The 20,433-nt window shown below is 62.9% G+C and carries 19 protein-coding genes; 10 read left to right on the forward strand and 9 right to left on the reverse strand.

Annotated features, from left to right (window positions below):
• Positions 1–149: 149 nt before the first annotated feature.
• The 3 genes from NCT05_RS16990 to NCT05_RS17000 all read left to right on the forward strand — a co-directional run bounded on the left by NCT05_RS16990 (position 150) and on the right by NCT05_RS17000 (position 2,474).
• Positions 150–950, forward strand: coding sequence for a DUF1835 domain-containing protein (locus tag NCT05_RS16990; protein ID WP_034473234.1), 801 nt, complete (start codon positions 150–152; stop codon positions 948–950).
• Positions 951–983: 33 nt separating this feature from the next.
• Complete coding sequence (locus tag NCT05_RS16995) at positions 984–1,589, forward strand: TetR/AcrR family transcriptional regulator (RefSeq protein ID WP_008352714.1); 606 nt, start codon at positions 984–986, stop codon at positions 1,587–1,589.
• 288 nt (positions 1,590–1,877) lie between these two features.
• On the forward strand, positions 1,878–2,474 hold the full coding sequence (locus NCT05_RS17000) for a GNAT family N-acetyltransferase (protein ID WP_235366314.1): 597 nt from the start codon (positions 1,878–1,880) through the stop codon (positions 2,472–2,474).
• 75 nt (positions 2,475–2,549) lie between these two features.
• Here NCT05_RS17000 and NCT05_RS17005 read toward each other — a convergent pair whose 3' ends face one another.
• Entirely contained in the window at positions 2,550–3,053 is a 504-nt protein-coding gene (locus NCT05_RS17005) for an Lrp/AsnC family transcriptional regulator (protein WP_250502765.1), read from the reverse strand.
• Positions 3,054–3,198: 145 nt separating this feature from the next.
• Between NCT05_RS17005 and hppD the strand changes: the two genes are divergently transcribed.
• A complete protein-coding gene (gene hppD, locus NCT05_RS17010) occupies positions 3,199–4,302 on the forward strand; it encodes a 4-hydroxyphenylpyruvate dioxygenase (protein WP_008352709.1) in 1,104 nt (367 codons plus the stop codon).
• Between the two features lie 94 nt (positions 4,303–4,396).
• Here hppD and NCT05_RS17015 read toward each other — a convergent pair whose 3' ends face one another.
• On the reverse strand, positions 4,397–4,606 hold the full coding sequence (locus tag NCT05_RS17015; RefSeq protein ID WP_008352707.1) for a hypothetical protein: 210 nt from the start codon (positions 4,604–4,606) through the stop codon (positions 4,397–4,399).
• A gap of 345 nt (positions 4,607–4,951) precedes the next feature.
• Here NCT05_RS17015 and NCT05_RS17020 point away from each other — a divergent pair, with 345 nt between their 5' ends.
• Positions 4,952–8,527: an indolepyruvate ferredoxin oxidoreductase family protein gene (locus NCT05_RS17020; RefSeq protein ID WP_175979592.1), complete on the forward strand. Its 3,576-nt coding sequence runs from the start codon at positions 4,952–4,954 to the stop codon at positions 8,525–8,527.
• 69 nt (positions 8,528–8,596) lie between these two features.
• Here NCT05_RS17020 and NCT05_RS17025 read toward each other — a convergent pair whose 3' ends face one another.
• Together NCT05_RS17025 and NCT05_RS17030 are read right to left on the reverse strand one after the other, a co-directional pair.
• Positions 8,597–10,870, reverse strand: a complete 2,274-nt coding sequence (locus NCT05_RS17025; RefSeq protein WP_034473239.1) for an NADP-dependent malic enzyme — start codon at positions 10,868–10,870, stop codon at positions 8,597–8,599.
• Positions 10,871–11,121: 251 nt separating this feature from the next.
• Positions 11,122–12,363 (reverse strand): MFS transporter, encoded by a 1,242-nt coding sequence (locus tag NCT05_RS17030; RefSeq protein ID WP_250502766.1) that lies wholly within the window; start codon positions 12,361–12,363, stop codon positions 11,122–11,124.
• Positions 12,364–12,671: 308 nt separating this feature from the next.
• Here NCT05_RS17030 and NCT05_RS17035 point away from each other — a divergent pair, with 308 nt between their 5' ends.
• A complete protein-coding gene (locus NCT05_RS17035; RefSeq protein WP_008352701.1) occupies positions 12,672–13,358 on the forward strand; it encodes an orotate phosphoribosyltransferase in 687 nt (228 codons plus the stop codon).
• 82 nt (positions 13,359–13,440) lie between these two features.
• Here NCT05_RS17035 and NCT05_RS17040 read toward each other — a convergent pair whose 3' ends face one another.
• Positions 13,441–14,154, reverse strand: coding sequence for a response regulator (locus NCT05_RS17040; RefSeq protein WP_008352699.1), 714 nt, complete (start codon positions 14,152–14,154; stop codon positions 13,441–13,443).
• Between the two features lie 292 nt (positions 14,155–14,446).
• Between NCT05_RS17040 and NCT05_RS17045 the strand changes: the two genes are divergently transcribed.
• The 3 genes from NCT05_RS17045 (at position 14,447) to argC (ending at position 16,778) form a co-directional block, all read left to right on the forward strand.
• Positions 14,447–15,037 carry a YbhB/YbcL family Raf kinase inhibitor-like protein gene (locus NCT05_RS17045; RefSeq protein WP_008352697.1) on the forward strand — a complete coding sequence of 197 codons (591 nt, stop codon included), beginning with the start codon at positions 14,447–14,449 and terminating at the stop codon, positions 15,035–15,037.
• 126 nt (positions 15,038–15,163) lie between these two features.
• Positions 15,164–15,778, forward strand: coding sequence for a flavodoxin family protein (locus NCT05_RS17050; RefSeq protein ID WP_008352694.1), 615 nt, complete (start codon positions 15,164–15,166; stop codon positions 15,776–15,778).
• A gap of 46 nt (positions 15,779–15,824) precedes the next feature.
• Entirely contained in the window at positions 15,825–16,778 is a 954-nt protein-coding gene (gene argC / locus NCT05_RS17055; protein ID WP_250502767.1) for an N-acetyl-gamma-glutamyl-phosphate reductase, read from the forward strand.
• A 235-nt stretch (positions 16,779–17,013) separates the two neighbouring features.
• Here the strand turns inward: argC and NCT05_RS17060 are convergent, their stop codons facing one another.
• The 4 genes from NCT05_RS17060 to NCT05_RS17075 all read right to left on the reverse strand — a co-directional run bounded on the left by NCT05_RS17060 (position 17,014) and on the right by NCT05_RS17075 (position 19,673).
• Positions 17,014–17,379: a response regulator gene (locus NCT05_RS17060; RefSeq protein WP_008352689.1), complete on the reverse strand. Its 366-nt coding sequence runs from the start codon at positions 17,377–17,379 to the stop codon at positions 17,014–17,016.
• Positions 17,380–17,386: 7 nt separating this feature from the next.
• Positions 17,387–17,827, reverse strand: coding sequence for a hypothetical protein (locus NCT05_RS17065; RefSeq protein WP_034473244.1), 441 nt, complete (start codon positions 17,825–17,827; stop codon positions 17,387–17,389).
• Between the two features lie 152 nt (positions 17,828–17,979).
• Complete coding sequence (locus tag NCT05_RS17070; RefSeq protein WP_250502768.1) at positions 17,980–18,609, reverse strand: LysE family translocator; 630 nt, start codon at positions 18,607–18,609, stop codon at positions 17,980–17,982.
• Positions 18,610–18,677: 68 nt separating this feature from the next.
• Entirely contained in the window at positions 18,678–19,673 is a 996-nt protein-coding gene (locus NCT05_RS17075; protein WP_279613006.1) for an NAD(P)-dependent oxidoreductase, read from the reverse strand.
• On the opposite strand from NCT05_RS17075, the gene NCT05_RS17080 reads away from it, so the two are divergent.
• Positions 19,672–20,427: a Mut7-C RNAse domain-containing protein gene (locus NCT05_RS17080; protein ID WP_250502876.1), complete on the forward strand. Its 756-nt coding sequence runs from the start codon at positions 19,672–19,674 to the stop codon at positions 20,425–20,427. The two genes, NCT05_RS17075 and NCT05_RS17080, sit on opposite strands and share 2 nt — an antisense overlap.
• Positions 20,428–20,433 lie beyond the last annotated feature (6 nt).

The following is a 20,433-nucleotide window of genomic DNA, read 5'->3' on the forward strand; positions in this document are numbered from 1 at the left end:
TTCGTGCTGACCTGCCAGTGCCATCCGGTGAGCGAGCGCGTGGTTGTGAGCTTCGACGAGCGGTAAGCGACGTCCCGCCGGCATTCGATTCGCGTAAACTAGGATCGCTCACCCGAGCGGTCCTTTCGTCTTTCCGGCAGCCGACACCGATGAACACGATTCATGTCACGAATGGCGATAGCGCGGCCCAATCGCTCACCGAAGCCCTGCTGCGCGCGGAACGCGATGAGCGCGTCATTGCGCTGCGCGACGATCTCGCCGTCGGTCCGCTCAGGGACATCGACGAATCCGTGCTCGCGCGCGCCACGTTCTGGCGTCAGATCATAACGAGCGGCATCGACTTCGAAGACGAACTCGAACAGCAACAGGCGCTCTTCACCCGCCTCGCGCGCGGCGACGGACAGATCGTCGTGTGGCACGGTCAGAGCGCGGCGGATCAGCTCACGTTGCGACGCGTCGCCTATCATCTGCGCAATGCGCCGCAGCGCCTGAACGAAGCAAAACTCACGTACGACGATCTGTCGATCGGAACCGACGACAGCGAGCCGCAACGCGTCAGCCGCGAAGACCGCGCGACGGCCGTCGGCATGTTCTCGCCGAAGCAACTGGTCGCGAAGCTGCCGACCGCCGCGCCCATTTCCGTGCTGCGCATCAGCCGGCTCGCGCTCGAATGGCAGGAAGCGAAGTACGCCAACGCGGAAACGCGCCGGCTGCGCGACAACATGCTCGTATCGGGAACCTGGACCGACGTCGACGAAGCGCTGCTCGATCTCGCCAGTCCAGAATGGAAGCCGGCCGCCCGCATCGCCGGCGCGGCGATGGCACAGCGCTTCGATTTCCTGCTCTCCGATGCCGTCGCGTTCTGGCGTTGCCGCGAACTCGTGATGGCGGGACGGCTTAAAATCCGCGGCACGCCGTCCGAAATCAGTCAGGCCGAACTGCGCCGCTGAATCCATATTTATAAGAACGCATTCTTCGAACACATGGCCCGTACCAAAGCGCCCGATCACGAGACGCAACGCGAACAGATCCTCGAACTCGCCGCCGCGAAATTCGCGCAGACGAGCTATCCCAGTACCTCGATGGCCGATCTCGCCGCGGCGAGCGGCACGTCGAAAGCCCGCCTCTATCACTATTACGAGAGCAAGGAAGCGATCCTCTTCGATCTGCTCGATCGCTACACGAAGCGGCTGATGCTGATCATCGCGGAGGTCGAAGGCGCGAGCCAGCGGCGCGGACTGGGCGAGCGCGAGGCGTTCGCCGAGCTCGTGCGCGCGTTCCTCGCCGAATATGAGACGTCGCACAGCCGGCACGTTGCGCTGCTGAACGACGTGAAGTATCTCGAAGAGGCGCAGCGCGAAATCGTCCTCGATCGTCAGCGCGACATCGTGGCGGCGTTCGCGCGACAACTGGCGCGCGCGTATCCGAAACGCGCGACCAAGGACAATCAGACCGCCCTCACGATGATGGTGTTCGGCATGATCAACTGGACGTTCACCTGGCTCAAGCCGGGCGGAAAGCTCGGCTACAGCGAATTCGCCGAGCAGGTCGTCGACATGATCGAAAATGGGTTAAACGTCGACCGTTAGAAAATGCTGCGGCACAACAGACTCACCGGTCGGTGAACCGTTGCGTTCACGCCAATCTGTTAAGCGACTGATTTCATTGACCTAAATTGATTTCAGCGCTCGTTTAGAACGTCACGCCTAATCGGTTTTAAGGGTTTTCCCGTACTCGCTTCTCCCAGATCGGCTAGAATTCGTTTTGCTTTGCAGCACGCTGCATGACGAATCGAAGGAGAAACGACCGTGGAACTGACTATCAACCGCACTGCCGAGCAGATCGTCGCGCACGATCAGCCGCTCAAGGACGCGCGTATGCCGGTTCTCGTCCGCGAGTTGTCTTCGGCGGATCGCGAGCGTCTCCTCACGCACTTCCTCGCGCTCGATGAAGACGACCGTCTTCTGCGGTTCGGCCAGATCGTGCCGGACCACGTCATCGAGAACTACGTGCGCAACATCAATTTCGCGGACGACAAGGTGTTCGGTGTCTTCGGCAGCGCGCTGGAATTGATCGGCGTCGGCCATCTGGCCTATCTGCCCGCCGAAGGCGACAAGCGCACCGCCGAGTTCGGCGTGTCGGTGCTCGAAAGCGCCCGCGGCCGCGGCGTCGGCTCGAAGCTCTTCGAGCGCGCCGCCATGCGCAGCCGCAACACGCACGTGTCGGTGCTCTACATGCACTGCCTGTCGCGCAACTCGACCATGATGCACATCGCGAAGAAGTCGGGCATGAAGATCGAGTACGCGTACGGCGAAGCGGACGCCTATCTGTCGCTCGCGCCGGCCGATCAGACCAGCATCATGGCCGAAATGCTCCAGGAGCAAGCGGCCGTGTTCGACTACGCGATCAAGCGTCAGGCGCATCGTGCGTCGCAGGTTTTTCAGGCGTTCGTTCCGACGGCGGACGCAGCTTAACCATCATCGAGAACAGCGCGGGGTTTGCGCTGCGAGCGGGACCAGCAAGGGCGGCATCGACCGCCCTTTTTCATTTCAGCGCAACGGCAGAACCGTCGTCTCCTTGATGCGCTCCAGCGAGAAGCTCGAGCGTACGTCGATCACCGATGGATGATGCAGCAACTCGTCCTGCACGAAGCGCGAAAAGTCATCCATGTCGCGCACTTGCACGCGCAGCAGAAAGTCCATCTCGCCGGTCATCGCGTCGCACGCGACGACTTCCGGCCATGAACGCACGGCTTCGCGAAAGAGATCGCCGTGCGTCGGCGCCTTCGGCGTGCCCGCCGCGGCCTGCGTGCCGCCGCGCTTTTCCAGACGCACGTTGATATAGGCAAGCAAGCCGAGCCCGAGTTTTTTTGCGTCGAGCAACGCGACGTACCCGCGAATGACGCCGATCTCCTCCAGCCGACGGATGCGCCGCAAGCACGGACTCGGCGACAGATTCACGCGCTCGGCGATCTCCTGATTCGACAGCCGGCCATTTTCCTGAAGGATCGCAAGAATGCGGCGGTCTATCGTGTCCAATTCGGGTTCGGCCATTTCATAGCTCCGGAATGCACTCGATTAGCAGTATCGTGCGCAATCTTATGAATGCGCGATTTGTTTCGCAAGTTTTTGCCATCGCCATCTGACTAAACTGTCTTCACGTCGCGCACACGCGCCGCACGCCAATCAGGAGACATGCATGACCGCAACGACTTGGGACAATCCCGTCGGCACCGACGGCTTCGAGTTCATCGAATACACCGCGCCGGATCCCGTCGCGCTCGGGAAACTGTTCGAGCAGATGGGCTTCACGGCGATCGCGAAGCATCGTCACAAGGATGTGACGCTGTATCGGCAAGGGGAAATCAACTTCATCGTGAACGCGGAGCCGGATTCCTTCGCGCAGCGCTTTGCGCGTCTGCACGGGCCGTCGATCTGCGCGATCGCATTCCGCGTCGCCGATGCCGCCAAGGCGTATCAGCGCGCGCTCGAACTCGGCGCCTGGGGTTTCGACAACAAGACCGGTCCGATGGAGCTGAATATCCCGGCGATCAAGGGCATCGGCGATTCGCTGATCTATTTCGTGGATCGCTGGCGCGGCAAGAACGGCGCGCAGCCGGGCAGCATCGGCGATATCAGCATTTACGACGTCGATTTCGAGCCGATCCCGGGCGCGGAGCAGAATCCGGTCGGCCACGGCCTCACGTATATCGATCACCTGACGCACAACGTGCATCGCGGCCGCATGGTCGAATGGGCGGAGTTCTACGAGCGGCTCTTCAACTTCCGCGAAGTGCGTTACTTCGATATCGAAGGCAAGGTGACGGCGGTGAAGTCGAAAGCGATGACCTCGCCCTGCGGCAAGATCCGCATTCCGATCAACGAGGAAGGCTCGGAGAACGCCGGCCAGATTCAGGAATATCTCGACGCGTATCACGGCGAAGGCATTCAGCACATCGCGCTCGGCACGGGCGACATTTACGGCACCGTCGACGGACTGCGCGGCGCGAAGATCGCGCTGCTCGATACCATCGACACGTATTACGAACTCGTCGATCGTCGCGTGCCGGGGCATTGCGAATCCGTCGCGGAACTGAAAAAGCGCAAGATTCTGATCGACGGCACCAAGGACGAAATCCTGTTGCAGATCTTCACGGAGAACCAGATTGGGCCGATCTTCTTCGAGATCATTCAGCGCAAGGGCAATCAGGGCTTCGGCGAAGGCAACTTCAAGGCGCTGTTCGAATCGATCGAACTGGATCAAATGCGCCGTGGCGTGCTGAAGGACACCACCGCGAGTTAAGAAATACGAGCGGCACAAAAAAAGGGACATGAATTTCATGTCCCTTTTTCCATTCCGGCGGCCCGCTTTGTCGGCGCGGACCGCGACGATCGGGTCAGCCCGCCGTCTCGTCGTCGCTGCTTTCGGATTCGCGGCGCTGTTGGGCGCCAGCCTGAACCGACTGAACGCGCACTTGCGCGACCTGTGCAACCGACGACGCCCCGAACGGCGAGGCATTATTCGCCCGTGCGCCACCAACGGGCGCGCTGATGGCGAAAAAGGCTGCCGAAACCATCAAGAAATTCTGGATGTGGCGTTGTTTCATCGTTATCTCCTTCTAACTGCTTGCGTACAACTCGCTTTCGGAAGCCAAAACGTGCTTAAAAAGATGGCACGGGATTTCCGGAAGCGCCATTTTAGACAGGGATGAGTGGCAGGGTTCCGCAGATCGGTCGGTTTTACACGATGTAACAAAACCTTCCGCATCACGGTCAAATCGTCAAGGAATTGACGCAAAGCGCAACCAAGCGAGGAATTTTTAACGGGTTTGTCCCACTGTCTCGAAAACCCTTAGACCGGCAAACTGGAATCCCGGCCCGACCGTTCATAAGACGCGACGGCCCGAAACATGCTTTGGTGATCCCAAACCTCGGGTGGAGGAAGACACATAATGAACGCCCCGCTAGACGCAGAACAGAGAGCTTCGCTAGAAGCCGCGCTGAAGTCCGTCACGCTCGACGACAAATACACGCTCGAACGCGGCCGCGCCTACATGAGCGGCATCCAGGCGCTGGTGCGTCTGCCGATGCTCCAGCAAGAGCGCGACAAAGCCGCTGGTCTCAATACGGCCGGATTCATCTCCGGTTATCGCGGTTCTCCCCTCGGTGGTCTCGATCAGTCGCTCTGGAAGGCGAAGAAGCATCTCGCCGGGCATCAGATCGTGTTTCAGCCGGGCGTGAACGAAGATCTGGCCGCCACCGCCGTGTGGGGCTCGCAGCAAGTCAACCTGTACCCGAGCGCCAAATACGACGGCGTTTTCTCGATGTGGTACGGCAAAGGTCCGGGCGTCGATCGCTCGGGCGATGTCTTCAAGCACGGCAACTCCGCTGGCTCCGCGAAGCACGGCGGCGTTCTCGTGCTCGCCGGCGACGACCATGCCGCGAAATCGTCGACGCTCGCGCATCAGTCGGAGCATATTTTCAAGGCGTGCGGACTGCCGGTGCTGTTTCCGTCGAACGTGCAGGAATATCTCGATTTCGGCCTGCACGGCTGGGCGATGTCGCGCTACTCCGGCCTGTGGGTCGCGATGAAATGCGTGACAGATGTCGTCGAGTCGTCGGCTTCGGTCGATATCGATCCGCATCGCACGCAAATCGTGCTGCCCACCGATTTCGCGATGCCCGACGGCGGCCTGAACATCCGCTGGCCCGATCCGCCGCTCGTGCAGGAAGCGCGTCTGCTCGACTACAAGTGGTACGCGGCGCTGGCCTATGTGCGCGCGAACAAGCTCGACCGCGTGGAGATCGATTCGCCGCACGCGCGCTTCGGCATCATGACCGGCGGCAAGGCGTATCTCGACGTGCGTCAGGCGCTGACCGATCTCGGCCTCGATGACGCGACGTGTTCGCAAATCGGCATTCGTCTCTACAAGGTCGGCTGCGTGTGGCCGCTGGAAGCGCAAGGCGCGCAGGAATTCGCGCGCGGGCTGGAAGAGATTCTCGTCGTCGAAGAAAAGCGCCAGATTCTCGAATACGCGATCAAGGAAGAGCTGTACAACTGGCCGGATGCCCAACGTCCGCGCGTCTACGGCAAGTTCGACGAGAAAGACGGCGCCGGCGGCGAATGGTCCGTGCCGATGGGCAACTGGCTTCTACCCGCGCACTACGAGCTGTCGCCCGCGATCATCGCGAAGGCGATCGCCACGCGCCTCGAAAAGTTCGATCTCCCCGCCGACGTGCGTGCGCGCATCGCGACGCGCCTCGCCGTGATCGACGCGAAGGAGAAATCGCTCGCGCGGCCGCGCGTCGAGGCGGAGCGCAAGCCGTGGTTCTGCTCGGGCTGTCCGCACAATACGTCGACGAACGTGCCGGAAGGATCGCGCGCGATGGCCGGAATCGGCTGTCACTACATGACGGTCTGGATGGACCGCAACACGAGCACGTTCAGCCAGATGGGCGGCGAAGGCGTCGCGTGGGTCGGCCAGGCGCCGTTCTCGAACGACAAGCACGTCTTCGCGAATCTCGGCGACGGCACGTACTTCCATTCGGGCCTGCTCGCGATCCGCGCGGCGATCGCGGCGAAGGTGAACATCACCTACAAGATTCTTTACAACGATGCCGTCGCGATGACGGGCGGCCAGCCCGTCGACGGCGTGCTGACCGTGCCGCAGATCACGCATCAGCTCGCGGCGGAGGGCGCGGCGAAGATCGTCATCGTCACGGATGAGCCGGAGAAGTACACGGCGAATGTCGGACTCGCGCCGGGCATCGACGTGCATCATCGCGATGAACTCGACGATATCCAGCGCCAGTTGCGCGACATTCCGGGCACGTCGATCCTGATCTACGACCAGACCTGCGCCACCGAGAAACGGCGTCGCCGCAAACGCGGCGCGTTTCCCGATCCGGCGAAGCGCGTCGTCATCAACGAGGCCGTGTGCGAAGGTTGCGGCGATTGCTCGGTGAAGTCGAATTGCCTGTCGGTGGAACCGCTCGAAACCGAGTACGGCACGAAGCGGCAGATCAACCAGTCGACGTGCAACAAGGACTATTCGTGTCTGAACGGCTTCTGCCCGAGCTTCGTCACGGTGGAAGGCGGGCAGTTGAAGAAACCGAAGGCGACGAGCGTCGCGAGCGATGCGATGCCCGCCGTGCCCACGCCCGAGCTGCCGGAAATCGGGCGGCCGTATGGCGTGCTGGTTACGGGCGTCGGCGGAACGGGCGTCGTGACGATCGGCGCGCTGCTCGGCATGGCGGCGCATCTGGAGCAGAAAGGCGTCACCGTGCTCGACGTCACCGGTCTTGCGCAGAAAGGCGGCGCCGTGATGAGCCACGTGCAGATCGCGAATCGTCCTGCCGATATCCACGCGACGCGCATCGCGATGGGCGAGGCGGATCTCGTCATCGGCTGCGACGCGATCGTGACCGCGAGCAACGAATGCGGCTCGCGGATGCAGCCGGACCACACGCGTGTCGTCGTGAACAGCGCGCAAACGCCGACCGCCGAGTTCATCAAGAATCCGAACTGGAGCTTTCCGGGCGCGAGCGCCGAGGCGGATATCCGCGCGGCGGCGGGCGAGCACGTCGCGCTCGTCGATGCCAACCGCTTCGCCGTCGCGCTGATGGGCGACGCGATTTATACGAATCCGTTCGTGCTCGGGTTTGCGTGGCAGAAGGGCTGGGTGCCGCTGCGGCATGAATCGCTGGTGCGCGCGATCGAATTGAACGCGGTGCAGGTCGAGAAGAATCTCGCGGCGTTCGAATGGGGACGACGCGCGGCGCACGATCTTTCGTCGGTTACGCGGCTCGCTCACGGGACGCAAACGCAAGACGCGCCGGGCAAGATCATTGCGCTGCATACGCCGAAGGCGCTCGATACGCTCATCGACAAGCGGCTCGACTATCTCGCGAAGTATCAGAACACGGCTTATGCGGCGCGGTATGGGCGCCTGGTCGCGTCGGTGCGCGCGAAGGAAGCGGAACTCGGAACCGGTGATTATTCGTTGACGGAAGCTGTCGCGAAGAATCTTCACAAGCTCATGGCTTATAAGGACGAGTACGAAGTCGCGCGCCTGTATGCCGATCCGGTTTTCCTCGACAAGATTCGCGGGAGCTTCGAAGGCGACTGGAAGATCAAGGTGCATCTCGCGCCGCCTTCCTTGTCGAAGAAGGATTCGCATGGGCATCTGGTGAAGAAGCAGTACGGCCCGTGGATGATGTCCGCGATGCGTGTTCTCGCTCGTTTCAAGTTCCTGCGCGGAACGGCGCTCGACCCGTTCGGACGCACGGAGGAGCGGAAGATGGAGCGCGCGTTGATCGGCGAATACGAAGCGCTGGTGAAGGAGCTGATCGGCGGATTGACGGCAGAGAAGCTGCCGCTCGCGATCGAACTGGCGAATCTGCCGGATTCGATGCGCGGGTATGGGCACATCAAGGAAAACAACGTGAAGGCCGCGAAGCTGAAGTGGGAGAAGTTGCTGGGACGGTGGCGCGATCCGCAGGGTGACGAAAAGCGACAAGTAGCCTGACGCGCTGGCTCAAAAAAAACGGCGATCCTTTCCGGATCGCCGTTTTTCGTTCAGCGCAGCAAATAAACCTTACTTCGCCACGCGCGCATTCGCGCTCGCCACCGCCGTCATATTGATGATCCGACGCACGGTCGCCGCCGGCGTGAGGATATGAACCGGCTTCGCGGCACCCAACAAGAACGGCCCGACCGTCACGCCTTCGCCGCTCACCATCTTGAGCAGGTTATACGTGATGTTCGCCGCCTCGACGTTCGGCATGATGAGCAGATTCGCCTCGCCATGCAGCGTCGTGCCGGGGAACGAAGCCTTGCGCACGGCTTCCGACAAAGCCGCGTCGCCGTGCATTTCACCGTCGATTTCGAGATCCGGCGCGCGCTCGGCGATCAGCTTGCGCGCTTCGGCCATCCGGCTCGCCGATGCGCTCGGCACGCTGCCGAAGTTCGAATTCGACAGCAGCGCGACCTTCGGCTGCACGCCGAAACGCTCGATCTCGCGCGCGGCGAGAATCGTCATGTCGGCGAGTTGTTCGGCCGTCGGCGTCTCATTGACGTACGTGTCGCTGATGAACAGATTGCGCCCTTGCAGCATCAGCAAGTTCATCGCCGCGAAGTTGTTGGCGCCTTCGGCCTTGCCGAGCACCTGATCGATGAACTTCAGATGATCCTGATACGTGTCGATGAGACCGCAGATCATCCCGTCCGCGTCGCCGGTATGAACCAGAATCGCGCCGATCAGCGTGTTGAACTTGCGCAGCGCGGCCTTCGCGCTTTCGGGCGTCACGCCCTGACGCGCGGCGATCTCGTGATACGCCTGCCAGCTCTTCTGATAACGCGGATCGTCTTCCGGATTCACGATCTCGAAATCGACGCCTGGCTTCAGCTTCGAGCCCATCTTCTGCAGACGCATCTCGACAACCGCCGGACGCCCGATGATGATCGGCTTCGCGATCTTCTCCAGCAGCACGAACTGCGCGGCGCGCAGCACGCGCTCGTCCTCGCCTTCCGCGAACGCGATGCGCGCCGGCGCCGCCTTCGCCGCCGCGAACACCGGGCGCATCACCATGCCCGTGCGATACACCGTCGCGCCGAGCGTCTCGCGATACGCGTCCATGTCCTTGATCGGACGCGTCGCCACGCCCGAATCCATCGCGGCTTGCGCGACAGCCGGCGCGATCTTGATGATGAGGCGCGGATCGAACGGCTTCGGAATCAGATATTCCGGACCGAATTCCAGCGAATGACCTTCGTATGCCTTCGCGACTTCATCGCCCTGATCGGTCTCTTCGGCGAGTTCCGCGATCGCGCGCACGCACGCGAGCTTCATCTCTTCGGTGATCGTCGTCGCGCCGACATCCAGCGCGCCGCGGAAGATAAACGGAAAGCACAGCACGTTGTTTACCTGGTTCGGATAGTCCGAACGGCCCGTCGCGACGATACAGTCCGGACGCACGCGCTTCGCTTCTTCCGGGCGGATTTCCGGCTCGGGATTCGCGAGCGCGAGAATCAGCGGCTTGTCGGCCATCGTCTGGACCATCTCGGCCTTCAGCACGCCCGCGCTGGAACAGCCGAGGAACACGTCGCAGCCGTGCATCGCATCGGCGAGGGTGCGCGCGTCGGTCGACGCCTGATAGCGCTCCTTCGACGCATCCAGATTGCCGCGGCCTTCGTAGATCACGCCCTTCGAATCGATCACGAGCGTGTTCGACTTCTTCAAACCCAGATGCACGAGCAGATCCAGACACGCGATCGCCGCCGCGCCCGCGCCCGAGCAGACGAGCTTCACTTCCTCGAGCTTCTTGCCGACCACTTTCAGGCCATTGAGAATCGCCGCCGAAGCGATGATCGCCGTGCCGTGCTGATCGTCATGGAAAACGGGAATCTTCATGCGCTCGCGCAGCTTCTTCTCGATATAGAAGCATTCCGGCGCCTTGATGTCTTCGAGATTGATGCCGCCGAGCGTCGGTTCGAGCATCGCGATCGCATCGACGAGTTTGTCCGGATCGGTTTCAGCCAACTCGATGTCGAACACGTCGATGCCCGCGAACTTCTTGAACAGGCACCCTTTGCCTTCCATCACCGGCTTGGCCGCGAGCGGGCCGATGTTGCCGAGTCCCAGCACGGCCGTGCCGTTCGTCACGACGCCGACGAGATTCGCGCGCGACGTGTACTTCTGCGCGTCGAGCGGTTCGTCGTAGATCGCCATGCAAGCGGCCGCGACGCCCGGCGAATACGCGAGCGAGAGATCGAGCTGGTTGGATAGCGGCTTGGTCGGAGTAACCGAAATCTTGCCGGGGCGGGGATTCTGGTGATACGCGAGGGCGCTTTGCTTGAGTTGTTCGTCCATGATTGACCTGAGACGTTTGGGAATTATTTGAACAGGGTTCACACTGCCGTCGACCGTGCTGCAATGAATGCGGAAATGTGAATCGATGGACCAAGTATCACGGCTCGGCACGTCGGATAGACGCAACGTGCCGCTCGGAAGGATGTGACGAGCGGACGGAGCCTTGGTTTTTTTGGGACGTCCAGTGTACACCGCGCACTTGAAATGACGCGATGCAACGTTTCAGCGCAATTTCGTCCGATGAAGCACGCTCAGACGAGCTCGGCGCCGCGCTTTTCGGGGATCAGAAAGAGCGTCGCGATGACATCGAGCAGATAGATCGACGCGAGGAACGCGAGCGCGACCGCGAACGAATAGCGCGCCGCCAGCGCGCCGACCGCGACCGGTCCCAGACCGCCCACCGCGCGCCCGATGTTGAACAGCACGTTCTGCGCTGTCGCGCGCGCTTCGGTCGGATAGATTTCGGAGATCAGCGCGCCGTAGCCGCCGAGCATGCCGTTCACGAACACGCCCATCACCGCGCCGCCGATCAGCAACGCGGACGGGCTCGTCAGATTGGAGTAGACGAAGACCATCGCGACCGCGCCGATCTGATAGACGAGAAACGCGGGCTTGCGCCCGAAGCGATCCGCCGCGAGACCGAACAGCCAAATGCCGAGCGCCATGCCGAGCACGGTGGCCGCGGTCCAGAGACCGGATTTCGTAAGCGAGTAGCCGAACGTCTTCGACAGATAGCTCGGCAGCCAGATCATCAGCCCGTAATAGCCGAAGTTCTGCACCGAGCACAGAATGATGACGCCGATGCTCGCGCGCGCGGTGCGGGCGTCGTCGAAGAGACGTTTGAGCGGCAGCTTGCGGGCGCGGTTCGCTTTCGCGGCCGCGCGGCGTTCGGTGAAGAGCGCGGGTTCCTCCACATGCCGCCGCACGAAAAACGACGCCACCGCCGGCAGCAGCCCCACCGCGAACATGCCGCGCCAGCCGATCAGGGGGAGGAGCAACGGCGTGACGAGCGCGGCGGCGAGCACGCCCAGTTGCCAGCCGATTCCGACATACGACGACACGCGCGCCCGCAAACGCGCGGGCCACGCCTCGGCGACGAGCGCCATGCCGATGCCGAATTCCCCGCCCAGCCCGATCCCGGCGATGGTGCGGTAAATCAGCAGATCGCCATAGCCCTGCGCGAGCGCGCATAAACCGGTGAAGACGGCGAACACGAGAATCGTCCAGGTCAACATGCGGACGCGGCCGAAATAGTCGGACAGCATGCCGAACACGATGCCGCCCGCGACCGCGCCGGCGAGCGTCCACGTGACGAGCGCGCCGGATTGCGCGGGCGTGAGATGCAGGTCGGCGGCGATCGCGGGCAGCATGTAGCCGAGAATCAGCAGATCGAAGCCGTCCATCGCGTAGCCGAGAACCGACGCGATGAGCGCCTGCAGCGCGTGGCGCGTGGGCGCGACGCTGGAATCTTGTGTAGAGGGAACGGATGTCATCGGCGATGTGAAGTTGCGCAACGGCGCCGCGAGTTTACGCGCGAGCGGCGCGGCTTCACAACCTGCAAACAATTCGCCCGGCCTCGCCGCCTCGGGTAAAATGGCGGGCTAGCTGTGCATGGGACGGCCTTAAGGCGCCGAACTAACGCGCCGAACTAAGGCGCCGAAGCGCCAAGTCCCGTCGACACGCGCGCAGGAAACGCCAAAAGCCATCCGAAAGGAATGCTCTTTCCGCGTCGATCCATGCGCCAGGGCCCGCGCGGCCGCCTCCCGCTTTCCAAGCGCCACACAAGTCCAAGGATTCGCCCATGACAGGCTTCGATCGCCAGACGATCTCCGACACCACCGCCAAGATGTTGCTCGAAGTGCAGGCGGTGCACTTCAACGCGGAAAAACCGTACATCTTCACGTCCGGTTGGGCGAGCCCCGTGTATATCGATTGCCGCAAGCTGATCTCCTACCCGCGCGTTCGCCGCGGCCTGATGGAGATGGCCGAAGCGACCATTCTGCGCGACGTCGGCTACGAGCAGATCGACGCGGTCGCCGGCGGCGAGACCGCTGGCATCCCGTTCGCGGCGTGGATCGCCGATCGCCTGATGGTGCCGATGCAATATGTGCGCAAGAAGCCGAAGGGCTTCGGCCGCAACGCGCAGATCGAAGGTTTGCTGACCGAAGGCCAGCGCGTGCTGCTGGTCGAGGACCTGACCACCGACAGCCGCAGCAAGATCAACTTCATCAACGCGCTGCGCACCGCGGGCGCGACGGTGAATCACTGCTTCGTGCTCTTCCACTACAACATCTTCAAGGAAAGCGTGTCCGTGCTGAAGGACATCGACGTCGATCTGCACGCGCTCGCCACATGGTGGGACGTGCTGCGCGTCGCGAAGGAACAGGGCTATTTCGAGACGAAGACGCTCGATGAAGTCGAGAAATTCCTGCATGCGCCGGCGGAATGGTCGGCCGCGCACGGCGGTGCAACTGCGGCTCCGCAATAAATATTGACAGTCGCAAGGCAATGAAAATGCAAAAAACCGCTGATTAAACTCAGCGGTTTTTTTAATTCTGCAAGCGGACGAACTAAAGCGAGTTCGGATTGGAAAGCGAGGAATCGTCGAGCGAGCCGTCGCCGGAATACGCCGACAGGTTCATTAATCCGTTGCTTTGCGCGTACTGAAACAATTCCGAATCGCGCTCGATGCCGAGTTTGCGCATCGCCGTATTCTTTTGCGTGCTGATCGTCTTGATACTGCGCCGCAATTGAGCCGCAATTTCGGTGATCGTCATGCCCGAGACGAACAGGCGCACCACTTCGAGCTCGCGCTTGGACAGGATGACGCTGCGCTGCTGCCCGCTCGCGCCGAGGCCCATGCTGTCGAGCGCGACCTTCACCGACGGCCCGAGGTATTCCTGGCCGCGCATCACGTGCTGGATCGCCCAGCCGATGTGATTCATGTCGTCGGCCTTATTGATGATCGACATCACGCCGACCTCGCGCAAACGTTTGAGCAACGCCGGATTCTCGAGCATCGTCAGCACGACGAGTTTGACCCGCGGGAACTGCCGTCCGATGTAGCCGAGCAAGGGCATGCCGTCGCCGTACGAACCGCCGGGCATGGCGAGATCGGTGACAAGAACGTCGCAGGGAGACTTCTGAAGCAACTGGATGAGTTCGGTCGACTGACGCGCCTGCCCGACGACGTCAACCTCCGGAAACTTGTTGAGCGCCTGCGTCGCGCCGAAAAGGATCACCGGATGGTCGTCTGCGATAATGACTTTTATTCGCTGGCTCATTTAACTCTCCTGTATTTCAGTCGATTTGTTGCCGCGCGAATCTGCATCGAATTACTCATTTCTACATTCAATAGAGTCGGAAGTCGTCGCCGTCAAGGCGCTGCTTTCACTACGTCCAAACCTGCGAGCGCACAATGCGCCATCGGTTAAGTCCCAAGGAATCCAAGCTTTAATGCTTTGTTGCAATGTTAAACTGCAAGCTGGTTCGAAGCGCATCACTGAGACAAAAAACATCGTTGCGGCCAGCGAAACGCTGCTATAACGCGCGGCGATACTGACAGGAGTTCAGCCCATGCGCCTCACCGGCCGACGCGTGAGTTCGAGTGGCCATGTCGTATCAGTACTGTTCATCGCCTTGGCGGCGGCGGTTTTTCCCATTTCGCGCGACGCTGCGGCCGATCCCGTCTTCACCGTGACCAGTACGGATCTCGCGCCGGGCAAGACTATCGGGCGCGATCTGCTTTTCGATCAATCCGAGTGCAAGGGCGGCAACCGCTCGCCGCAAATTTCCTGGCATGGCGCGCCTTCGAACGCGCGCAGCTTCGCCGTGACGATCTTCGACCCCGACGCGCCGGGGCGCGGATGGTGGCACTGGGCCGTCGCCGGCATTCCCGCCGGCACGGATCGGCTGCCGAACAACGCGAGCGCTTCGGGCGCGCTGCGCAAGTTGGGCGCCATCGAAGCGCGCAACGACTGGGACACGGACGGCTACGGCGGCCCCTGCCCGCCGCCCGGCAAGCCGCATCGCTACATCGTGACCGTGTACGCGCTCAACAGCGCCGATCTGCGCTTGCGCCAGGGCACGCCCGCACTCATGTTCGAACACGAAATCCGCACAATGGCGATCGCCAGCGCGCGACTCACCTTCACATACGGGCGATAGTCGGACGTCGAGAACCGTGCGGTCGCGCCGGTCGGTCAGAAATTGTCTTTGCTAGACTGGCCCGAACCGTCCGCACGGCGCGCCTTCGGCGTGTGCCGCCGCGCACGGACCGACCTCGGGGACACCATGCCGAACATCGTCATCGTTTATCACAGCGGCTACGGCCACACGAAGAAGGTCGCGGACGCCGTGCTCGGCGGCGCAACGGACGCCGGCGCGAACGTGAAGCTGATCGCCGTCGGCGAGCTCGACGACGCCGGCTGGGCCGAACTCGACGCCGCCGACGCCATCGTTTTCGGCGCGCCGACCTACATGGGCGGGCCGTCCGCCGATTTCAAGAAATTCGCCGATGCAAGCTCGAAACCGTGGTTCGCGCAGAAATGGAAGGACAAGATCGCGGCCGGCTTCACGAATTCGGCGCACATGAACGGCGATAAATTCCTGACGATCTCGTATTTCGTGACGCTCGCCATGCAGCACGGGATGGTCTGGGTCGGCACGGGCATGATGCCGTCGAACACGAAGGCGGCCACGCGCAACGACCTGAATTTCGTCGGCGGATTCACCGGGCTGCTCACGCAATCGCCCGCGGATGCCTCGCCGGAGGAAGCGCCGCCGATCGGCGATCTGGAGACGGCGAAGGTTTTCGGCGCGCGCGTCGCGGCTGTGACGGCGCGTTGGATCGGCGATCGCGCCGCCGTCGACAACGACGGACATCAGCCCGCCTCGAATTCGCACTAAAATGTCCGTTTTGCGGCGAGCGCCCGCACGAACCAGCGAGATCGAGATGACCACGAAAGTATTTGTCGACGGACAGGAAGGCACCACCGGCCTGAAGATTTTCGAATATCTGTCGCAGCGCCGTGACATCGAAGTGTTGCGCATCGAGGATGCGAAGCGCAAGGACGTGGAGGAGCGCCGCCGCCTCATCAACGCATCGGACGTGACGTTCCTGTGCCTGCCGGATGTCGCGTCGCGCGAGTCGGTTTCGCTCGTCGCGCCGGACAACACGCGCACCGTGATGATCGACGCCAGCACGGCGTTCCGCACGCAGGACGACTGGGCGTACGGTCTGCCGGAGTTGTCGCGCGCGCAGCGTGAGCGCCTGCGCACGGCGAAGCGCATCGCGGTGCCGGGTTGCCACGCGTCGGCGTTCGTGCTGTCGGTGCAGCCGCTCGTCGCGGGCAGCCTCGTGCCCGCCGATTTCCACGCTCACGCCTATTCGATCACCGGCTACAGCGGCGGCGGCAAGAAGATGATCGCGGAGTACGAAGCAGGCGGCGACGACAAGCTGATGAGCCCGCGCCCGTATGCGCTCGGCCTGACGCACAAGCATCTGCCGGAAATGTCGGTGCGCACGGGTCTGAAACGCGCGCCGGTCTTCACGCCGATCGTCGGACCGTTCCTGAAAGGTCTCGCCGTGACGACGTATTTCTCGCCGGACCAGCTCGCGCGCCCGGCGAAGCCGCAGGACGTGCGCGACATGCTCGCCGAGTATTACAACAACGAGCCCTTCGTGCGCGTCATGCCGTTCGACGCTGAGAGTAACCTCGACGCCGGCTTCTTCGACGTTCAGGCGTGCAACGAAACGAATCGCGTCGATATTTTCGTGTTCGGCAACGACGAGCGCTTCGTGACCGTGGCGCGCCTCGACAATCTGGGCAAGGGCGCGTCGGGCGCGGCGATCCAGTGTATGAATCTCGCGATCGGCGCCGACGAAGAGACGGGGCTCGCCCGCTGATCGAGCTTCAGCCGAATCAAAAAAGGCCGATTCGCTACGGGGCGAATCGGCCTTTTTCGTATCAGTAGGTGCGGCGCAGCATCGGAAGGTACCGACGAAAAAAAGCCCGCCAAGGTTGACGGGCTGAATCCATATCAGTGGAGACATGGAGGAGACAGGAGTAAATATACCAAGAATATTGGTGCATCGCAACATGGCCGTTGCGGCGCGCTGACGCCCGACACGCCGACGAAACTCAGGGCTGCATCATCGAAAGGATGAACTGGAGCTGATCCGCGGAAATCGGCTTGACGAGATGCATGTCGAAACCTGCGTCGAGCGTCATTTCTCGATGCTGGGGCTGCCCCCAGCCGGTGAGCGCGACGAGCATCAACGCGTGGCCGTTCGGCAGCTTGCGCAACTGGCGCGCCGCCGCAAGTCCGTCGACGAGCGGCATGCCGAGATCGAGGATCACGACTTCGGGGTCGAACTGCGCGGCGACTTCCACAGCCTGCGCGCCGTTCGCCGCGAGCGCGACCTCGTGGCCCATGCCGGTCAGCAAGTTCGCGAGACCGGCGAGCGCATCGTCGTCGTCGTCGGCTATCAGGATGCGCTTGCTCATGATGGCCTCAGCGGGAACCGTAAATTTCGAGTGTCAGCTTGTTCGACCCGGCCTGCGCCGCCGTAATCTCGGTGCGCGCACCGCGTGCGCCCAGATAGAAGTGCTGGCGCGCGGGCGAATTCTGATCGTGCGTCGCGTCGGGCACGCACGAGGCGATGTCCGCCGCGACGCCCTGCAGCGAATCCGCGCTCGATCCGCCGCGCGGCGTCCATGTGCATCGATAGTTGGTTTGCGAAGCGGCGCACTTCGCGTCGTCGCCGTAGGGAAGCGCGATCGCGCGGCCGTCGAAAGCGGAAAGCGACGAGAAATTCGGCGCGGCGGACAGCACGCGTTTGAGCGCATCGCACGGATTCGGCGTGTCGTCGGCGCGCGCGCACGTCGTCGAAAGCATGCCGAAGCAGAGCGGCAAGAGCGCGGCGAAAACGGCGCGTCGGCCTGTCTCATCCATGAGCGCCTCCTTTTAGCTGTTCTTTTCGTTTCGCCGCGAACCGGCGAGCGCGACTATGCGCTGCCGATTCGCGTATGTCTGTTCGAAAGCGAATGAAGCACTGAAAACGGCAGCAAGTCACGCACCCGTTTTTGCAGACGTTTGGAAGCGCGTTAGTGACGCACGAGCGCCATCATCGCGCCGAAGCCGACGAACACGCCGCCCGTCAGCCGGTTGAACGCCTGCGCGACGCTCGCGCTTTTCAGTTTGTCGCCGATGCGCGCGCCGAGCCCCGCGTACACGGCGTACCAGCTCACCTCGATGACGGCGAACGTCGACACGAGCACCGCGAATTGCGGCAAGACCGGCCGGCTTGCATCGATGAACTGCGGCAGCAGCGCCGCCGCAAAGAGAATCGCCTTCGGATTGCTGCTCGCGACGAGAAAGCCGTTGCGAAAAAGCGTGAAGGGTCTGAAAGCATGCGCGCCGCCGGTTCCGTCGCGCACGTCGATCGCGCCCGCCTTGGCGCGCCCGCTTTTTACGCCGAGCCAGACGAGATACGCCGCGCCGATCAGACGCAGCGTGTCGAAGAGGCGCGGCCACGCTTCGAGAAACACGCCCAACCCCGCCGCCGACACCGACAACATGATGACGAGCGCCGTCAGACAGCCGGCCATGGTGGCGGTCGAGCGCTCGAGACCATGCCGTGCGCCGTGCGTCATGACGAGCAGCATGTTGGGGCCGGGAATCGCGGATACGACGAAGACGGTGGCGACGAACAGCCACCAGAGATGCAGGCTCATTGCGGCGTGGCAAGGACGGAAACGGGATTCGAATTATGCCGTTTGACCGCCTTCGCCACGACATCGATTTACGACTCGCGCCCCGCGCGGCGCGCGGCCACCTGACCGAGCACGGCGAAATCCTTCTCGCCGTCGCCGTGGGCGAGCGCATCGACGAGGTTGTCGCGCACGACGCTCGCCACCGGCAGCGGCACGTTGACGGCATCGCCCGCGGCGATCGCGAGACGCACGTCCTTTAGTCCGAGACGCGCCTTGAAGAGCGCGGGCTCGTAGCGCCGCTCGGCGATCATCTTCCCGTATCCCTGATAGACCGGACCCGGAAACAGCGAATTCGTGATGACGTCGAGCAGCGTCTGCGATTCGATGCCGTGGCCGCTCACGAGCGCCGCCGCCTCGCCGAAGCTCTCGATCGCCGACGCCAGCATGAAATTCGCGGCGAGCTTGAGCACGTTCGCGTGCTGCGGCTCGCTGCCGACGCGCCACGTTTTCTGGCCGAGCGCATCGAGGACGGGCTGCACACGGTCGATCGCTTCGCTCGCGCCCGCCGCGAGAATGTTGAGCTTGCCCGCCGCCGCGACGTCCGGCCGGCCGAGCACCGGCGCGGCGACATACGCGACGCCGTGCTGCGCGTGCAATTCGGCGAGCTCGGTGGCGAGCGCCGCCGAGATCGTCGCCATGTTGACGTGCACCAGGCCTTTCGGCGCGTGCTTGAGCAGGCCGCCATCGACGAGCACGGAGCGCAGCGCGGTATCGTCGGCGAGCATGGAGAACGCGGCGTCGCCGGCGAAAGCCTGCTCGGGCGTATCGACGACCGACGCGCCCTGATCCGCGAGCGCGCGCGTTTTGTCGCGCGAGCGATTCCAGACGCGCACGCTGTGCCCCGCCTTGAGCGCGCGCTCCGCCATCGCGCCGCCCATTTCCCCCAATCCGATGAATCCGATATCCATGCTCGTGTGCTCCTTTGCCTTGTCCGCTTGCCGCGCGCGCAATGCCGCGCGGACCGAGCGCCAGTAAAGCACATCGCCGGAAAGCGCGCAGAAGCGCGCAATGCCATACTGCTGCATGGTCAAGGCGCGCTTTCACTTCCATCGCGAACTGAACGATTTCCTCGCTCGATCCCTGCGCGGGCACACGTTCGCGTGCGCGTGCGCTAAGTCTTCGTCGATCAAGCACATGATCGAGGCGCTCGGCGTGCCGCATACCGAAGTCGATCTGATCGTGAAGGCCGGCCGCGCGGTTGGATTCGACGCCCCGATCGGGCCGGACGATCTCATCGAGGTTTATCCCGCGCGTCACGCGCCCGCCGGAATGGAGAACGGCGCGCTGCTGCTGCGCCCGCCGCTCGACGCCGCGGACCTGCGTTTCATCGCCGACGCACATCTCGGCGGACTCGCGCAATTGCTGCGACTGGCGGGCTTCGACACGCGCTACGACAACAACTTCCCCGACGATGAAATCGAGCAGCTCGCGCAGGACGAAGCGCGCATCGTGCTCACGCGCGATCGCGAATTGCTCAAGCGCCGCACCGTCTTGCGCGGATGCTACGTGCGGACGCTGCAAGCCGATGACCAGTTCCGCGAAGTCTCTGAGCGCTTCGATCTCGCGCCGCACGTCCGCGCGTTCCGTCTCTGCCTGATGTGCAACGCGCCATTGCGTCCGGCCGCGCCCGGCGAGATCGACGGCCGCGTGCCCGAGGGCGTACGTGAGCGGCATGCGCGCTTCGTGACCTGCGATGTGTGCCATCGCGTGTTCTGGGAAGGCTCGCACTGGCGGCGCATGCGGGCGCGCATCGATGCGCTGGCGGAGGCGGGTCGCTAGTTCCGT

Source organism: Caballeronia sp. AZ7_KS35 (genome assembly GCF_023631045.1).
GTDB classification, from domain to species: domain Bacteria; phylum Pseudomonadota; class Gammaproteobacteria; order Burkholderiales; family Burkholderiaceae; genus Caballeronia; species Caballeronia zhejiangensis.